This window comes from Pontibacter arcticus (genome assembly GCF_003284895.1).
GTDB classification, from domain to species: domain Bacteria; phylum Bacteroidota; class Bacteroidia; order Cytophagales; family Hymenobacteraceae; genus Pontibacter; species Pontibacter arcticus.
In genome coordinates, this window is the sequence record NZ_QMDV01000007.1 from 1 (window position 1) to 5940 (window position 5940).

Here is a 5940-nt window from a genome sequence, read left to right on the forward strand (position 1 = left end):
TTGTTATAAAGCAAAATCCTCCCCGTCTACGTGGCGTAAACGGGGAGGATTTGAAGGGGTTGGCGGCCACCTACTCTCCCACCTGTGAAGGCAGTACCATCGGCGCATCCGGGCTTAACTTCTCTGTTCGGGATGGGAAGAGGTGAACACCGGAGCCATAGCCACCATTATCGTTGTGCAGTCTTGGTTGCACATAATGGCATAAGTTATTTGACTTTTGGGAGAGAGCAAGAAGAGGCGGGCCGGTTGTAAACCGGATTCTTCAAGCCGAAGCTTATAGAGAACGCGCCCGGGCAATTAGTACCGCTCGGCTGTGCTGTTTCCAGCTTTACACCTGCGGCCTATCAACGTCATCGTCTCTGACGGCCCTTACAGGGAGATCTCATCTTGGGGTGGGTTTCGCACTTAGATGCTTTCAGCGCTTATCCCATCCGAGCGTAGCTACCCTGCGCTGCCGCTGGCGCGACAACAGGTACACCAGAGGCTCGTCCAACCCGGTCCTCTCGTACTAAGGTCAGAACCCCTCAAATCTCCAACGCCCACAACAGATAGGGACCGAACTGTCTCACGACGTTCTGAACCCAGCTCGCGTGCCACTTTAATCGGCGAACAGCCGAACCCTTGGGACCTTCTCCAGCCCCAGGACGTGACGAGCCGACATCGAGGTGCCAAACCTCCCCGTCGATATGAGCTCTTGGGGGAGATCAGCCTGTTATCCCCGGCGTACCTTTTATCCTTTGAGCGATGGCCCTTCCATGCGGAACCACCGGATCACTATATCCGCCTTTCGGCCCTGCTCGGCTTGTAGGCCTCACAGTCAAGCACCCTTGTGCTATTGCGCTCTACGCACGGTTACCAAGCGTGCTGAGGGTACCTTTGAAAGCCTCCGTTATTATTTTGGAGGCGACCACCCCAGTCAAACTACCCACCAAACACTGTTCCCCCTTCTAGGAGGTTAGGCTCCAAGCAACTCAAGGGCCGTATTTCAAGGATGGCTCCATGACGCCTAGCGACGCCACTTCACAGCCTCCGGCCTATCCTACACATGAGTTACCCAGAGTCAATGTTAAGCTATAGTAAAGGTGCACGGGGTCTTTCCGTCCCGTTGCGGGTACTCGGCATCTTCACCGAGACTACAATTTCACCGAGCTCACGGCTGAGACAGCGCCCAGATCGTTACACCATTCGTGCAGGTCGGAACTTACCCGACAAGGAATTTCGCTACCTTAGGACCGTTATAGTTACGGCCGCCGTTTACTGGGGCTTCGATTCAGAGCTTCGCCTTGCGGCTAACCCCCCCTCTTAACCTTCCAGCACCGGGCAGGTGTCAGGCCTTATACTTCATCTCTCGATTTCGCAAAGCCATGTGTTTTTGTTAAACAGTCGCCTGGGCCTTTTCACTGCGGCTTCTTGTATTGCTACAAGGAAGCGCCCCTTCTCCCGAAGTTACAGGGCCATTTTGCCGAGTTCCTTGGCCGTGATTCACTCGAGCACCTTAGGATTCTCTCCTCGACCACCTGTGTCGGTTTGCGGTACGGGCGGCTACATATTTAAACGCTTAGCGGGTTTTCTTGGGAGCCGGATTAGGGACATTATCTCCGCGCCCGAAGGCTTGGAGTACTATCAGCTTTCAGCAAGACTGGGGGATTTGCCTCCCAATCCTATACCTACGGCCTTTAACGCACTATTCCGTCAGTGCGCAGTCCTTTCACTTCTCCGTCACCGCATCGCTATATGTAGCCGGTACTGGAATATTAACCAGTTGTCCATCGACCTGCGCTTTCGCCTCGGCCTTAGGACCCGACTAACCCTGATCCGATTAGCGTTGATCAGGAAACCTTGGTCTTTCGGTGTGCGGGTTTCTCGCCCGCATTATCGTTACTTATGCCTACATTTGCTTTTCTAAAAGCTCCAACGCCCCTGACAGGACGCCTTCACCGCCGTTAGAATGCTCCCCTACCACTTATACAATGTATAAATCCATAGCTTCGGTGCCATGCTTGATGCCCGATTATTATCGATGCCCTGTCGCTCGACCAGTGAGCTGTTACGCACTCTTTAAATGAATGGCTGCTTCCAAGCCAACATCCTGGCTGTCTAGGCAACTGGACCCCCTTTGTTCAACTTAGCGTGGACTTTGGGACCTTAGCTGATGGTCTGGGTTCTTTCCCTCTCGGCGCAGGACCTTAGCACCCTGCGCCTCACTGCCGTGTATATCAAGTGGCATTCGGAGTTCGTCAGGATTCGGTAGGATTTGACTCCCCCTAGTCCTATCGGTAGCTCTACCTCCACATGACTCTACCACGACGCTGCCCCTAAAGGCATTTCGGGGAGTACGAGCTATTTCTCAGTTTGATTGGCCTTTCACCCCTACCCACAGGTCATCCAAATACTTTTCAACGTAAACTGGTTCGGACCTCCACTGTGTGTTACCACAGCTTCATCCTGCCCATGGGTAGATCACAAAGTTTCGCGTCTACCCCCTCTGACTGTGCGCCCTATTCAGACTCGCTTTCGCTGCGGCTCCGTTTCTCAAGAAACTTAACCTTGCCAGAGAGGAGTAACTCGTAGGCTCATTATGCAAAAGGCACGCCGTCACCCCACTAAAGGGCTCCGACAGCTTGTAAGCGCATGGTTTCAGGATCTATTTCACCCCCTTATTCAGGGTACTTTTCACCTTTCCTTCACAGTACTGGTTCACTATCGGTCTCTCAGGAGTATTTAGCCTTACCGGATGGTGCCGGTGGATTCAAGCGGGATTTCTCCGGTCCCGCCCTACTCAGGATACCACTAAGGCCAAAGAGCTTACGCACACGGGACTCTCACCCTCTCCGGTGTACCTTCCCAGGTACTTGTGCTTCAATCTTTGGTCCCATCACGTGGTCCTACAACCCCAGCTCTGCCGTAACAGAACTGGTTTGGGCTCTTCCGCGTTCGCTCGCCACTACTTACGGAATCATTATTATTTTCTCTTCCTCCGGGTACTTAGATGTTTCAGTTCCCCGGGTTTGCCCCCCGTAGGGTGGTATGTCTTCAACATACCGGGTTGCCCCATTCGGAAACCTGCGGATCAATTCATATGTGCTGATCCCCGCAGCTTATCGCAGCTTGTCGCGTCCTTCATCGCCTCTGAGAGCCTAGGCATCCCCCATGCGCCCTTCTTTGCGTTCTCGCCGTTAACCTGTAAACAGGTTAGCCGGCTCGCTTCTTCTTTTCTATGCTCATGGGTCATTTTCGAAAAAATGACCTAAACTTATATTTTCTCTCTCCCATCATGTCAAAGAACTTGTCTTAAGTTATGAGTTATAAGTTAGGAGTTCAGAGTTGTGTTAACCCTTCGTTCTTAACTTTAACTGTTCCTTAAAAGTGAAGTAAAAACCTGCTGTTTTTACCTGGTAATCGGTTGGTGGAGAATAACGGAGTCGAACCGTTGACCTCCTGCGTGCAAAGCAGGCGCTCTAGCCAGCTGAGCTAATCCCCCGGAGTTAGTAGTGTGAGTGGGCCTGCGTGGACTCGAACCACGGACCTCTACATTATCAGTGTAGCGCTCTAACCACCTGAGCTACAAGCCCAGGCTTGCCGGGGCGCATCACACGCACCAAAATGAGTTTTGAGATCTGCTTAAGATAGACAAAAAAAGAGTAGTGATCCAGGCAAACCATGCTGCCTATGTGGTCAAGGCCGGGATCTTCCCTAGAAAGGAGGTGATCCAGCCGCACCTTCCGGTACGGCTACCTTGTTACGACTTAGCCCCAGTTACCAGTTTTACCCTAGACGGCTCCTTTGACGGTCACCGGCTTCAGGTCTCCCTGACTTCCATGGCTTGACGGGCGGTGTGTACAAGGCCCGGGAACGTATTCACCGCGCCGTTGCTGATGCGCGATTACTAGCGATTCCGGCTTCACGAAGTCGAGTTGCAGACTTCGATCCGAACTGAGACCGGCTTTTTGAGATTGGCGCCCTATCACTAGGTGGCGACCCTCTGTACCGGCCATTGTAGCACGTGTGTAGCCCTAGGCGTAAGGGCCATGATGACTTGACGTCGTCCCCGCCTTCCTCACTTCTTGCGAAGGCAGTCTCTTTAGAGTCCCCACCATAACGTGCTGGCAACTAAAGATAGGGGTTGCGCTCGTTGCGGGACTTAACCCAACACCTCACGGCACGAGCTGACGACAGCCATGCAGCACCTTGCTTTGTGTCCCGAAGGAAGGAAGCATCTCTGCTTCTGTCACGCGCATTCTAGCCTAGGTAAGGTTCCTCGCGTATCATCGAATTAAACCACATGCTCCACCGCTTGTGCGGGCCCCCGTCAATTCCTTTGAGTTTCACCCTTGCGGGCGTACTCCCCAGGTGGAATACTTAACGCTTTCGCTTGGACGCTAACAGTGTATCGCTAACATCGAGTATTCATCGTTTACGGCGTGGACTACCAGGGTATCTAATCCTGTTCGCTCCCCACGCTTTCGTGCCTCAGCGTCAGTTTTGGCCCAGCGAGCTGCCTACGCAATCGGGGTTCTTGGTGGTATCTATGCATTTCACCGCTACACCACCAGTTCCGCCCGCCTTAACCAAACTCAAGCCCGCCAGTATCAACGGCAGTTCCAGGGTTGAGCCCTGGGATTTCACCGCTGACTTAACGGGCCGCCTACGCACCCTTTAAACCCAATAAATCCGGACAACGCTTGCACCCTCCGTATTACCGCGGCTGCTGGCACGGAGTTAGCCGGTGCTTATTCATCAGGTACCGTCAGTTACTCTCGCAAGAGCGTTTTCTTCCCTGATAAAAGCAGTTTACAACCCAGAAGGCCTTCATCCTGCACGCGGCATGGCTGGGTCAGTCTCTCGACCATTGCCCAATATTCCCTACTGCTGCCTCCCGTAGGAGTCTGGTCCGTGTCTCAGTACCAGTGTGGGGGACCATCCTCTCAGAACCCCTAGCCATCGTCGCCTTGGTGGGCCGTTACCCCGCCAACTAGCTAATGGCACGCATGCCCATCTTCTATCGCCTCAGCTTTAACCATATCCCGATGCCAGGTCATGGTGTTATGCGGTATTAATCTTCCTTTCGGAAGGCTATCCCCCAATAGAAGGTAGGTTGCATACGCGTTACGCACCCGTGCGCCACTAAACCAAGAACCGAAGCTCTTGATCTCGTTCGACTTGCATGTATTAGGCCTGCCGCTAGCGTTCATCCTGAGCCAGGATCAAACTCTCCATTGTAAAAAAATTTTAAATGTGTCTGTCCGATCCCGGCCTTTTTCCTTTTCTCCGAAGAGAAACTAAGCAGGTGATCTTTTCAAATCAGCCTGCCCGGATTTACCTATTCTTTTTCTTTATTCTATCTTAAGCAATCACTCAAAGAACTTACCTAGAACCTGTTGTTCTAGCCTGTCATCTTTCGATGTTTTTCCGTTAGCACTCTCTGTGCCGTGGAACAAAGGTCGGTAGTTATTTTCTAACTTCCAAACTTTAATTGATTTATTTTTAAACTTTCTTTTTTCGCTTCCGTAGCCCTGTCAGCTACGTTTGCGGAGTGCAAAGGTACAAACTCTTTTCCCTTTTGCAATACCTTTTTAAAAAAGTTTTTTTTCTTTTTTCTCCCGGCCTGCCGCCTGAAGAAGTACTTGTTTCGCTCACTCTCAAGCGGGTTGCAAAGGTAAGCAGAAGTTTCAAACTTACAAGAACTAAAATTAAATTTCTGCTCTTTTTTCTAACCCTGTCAACCGGCCCGAAAACCAATCAGCAACTCTCGCTTAAAGCTTTTCTGCAGCTAAAACCCCTTCCTTATGAAGCGGAGTGCAAAGGTACAACCCTTTTTTAAAGTTGCAACACCTAACCCAAATTTTATTTTACAGCCTGTGTTAGCTTCTAGCCTACTCCCCAGCTCCTGCCGAACCGGGTTGCAAAAGTAAAAAAACTTGCTGAGTATGCAAGGAGCTT

The 5940-nt window shown here is 51.6% G+C and carries 2 tRNA genes and 3 rRNA genes; all 5 read right to left on the minus strand.

Features of this window, described 5'->3' with window-relative positions:
• Positions 1–57: 57 nt before the first annotated feature.
• The 5 genes from rrf to DP923_RS16555 all read right to left on the minus strand — a co-directional run bounded on the left by rrf (position 58) and on the right by DP923_RS16555 (position 5220).
• Positions 58–169: ribosomal RNA gene (gene rrf, locus DP923_RS16535) — 5S ribosomal RNA — on the minus strand.
• Between the two features lie 108 nt (positions 170–277).
• A 23S ribosomal RNA gene (locus tag DP923_RS16540) occupies positions 278–3172 on the minus strand.
• Positions 3173–3404: 232 nt separating this feature from the next.
• A tRNA-Ala gene (locus DP923_RS16545) sits at positions 3405–3481 on the minus strand.
• 17 nt (positions 3482–3498) lie between these two features.
• A tRNA-Ile gene (locus DP923_RS16550) sits at positions 3499–3572 on the minus strand.
• 125 nt (positions 3573–3697) lie between these two features.
• A 16S ribosomal RNA gene (locus tag DP923_RS16555) occupies positions 3698–5220 on the minus strand.
• The 16S, 23S and 5S rRNA genes sit together here with 2 tRNA genes alongside, the layout of an rRNA operon.
• Between the last annotated feature and the right edge of the window lie 720 nt (positions 5221–5940).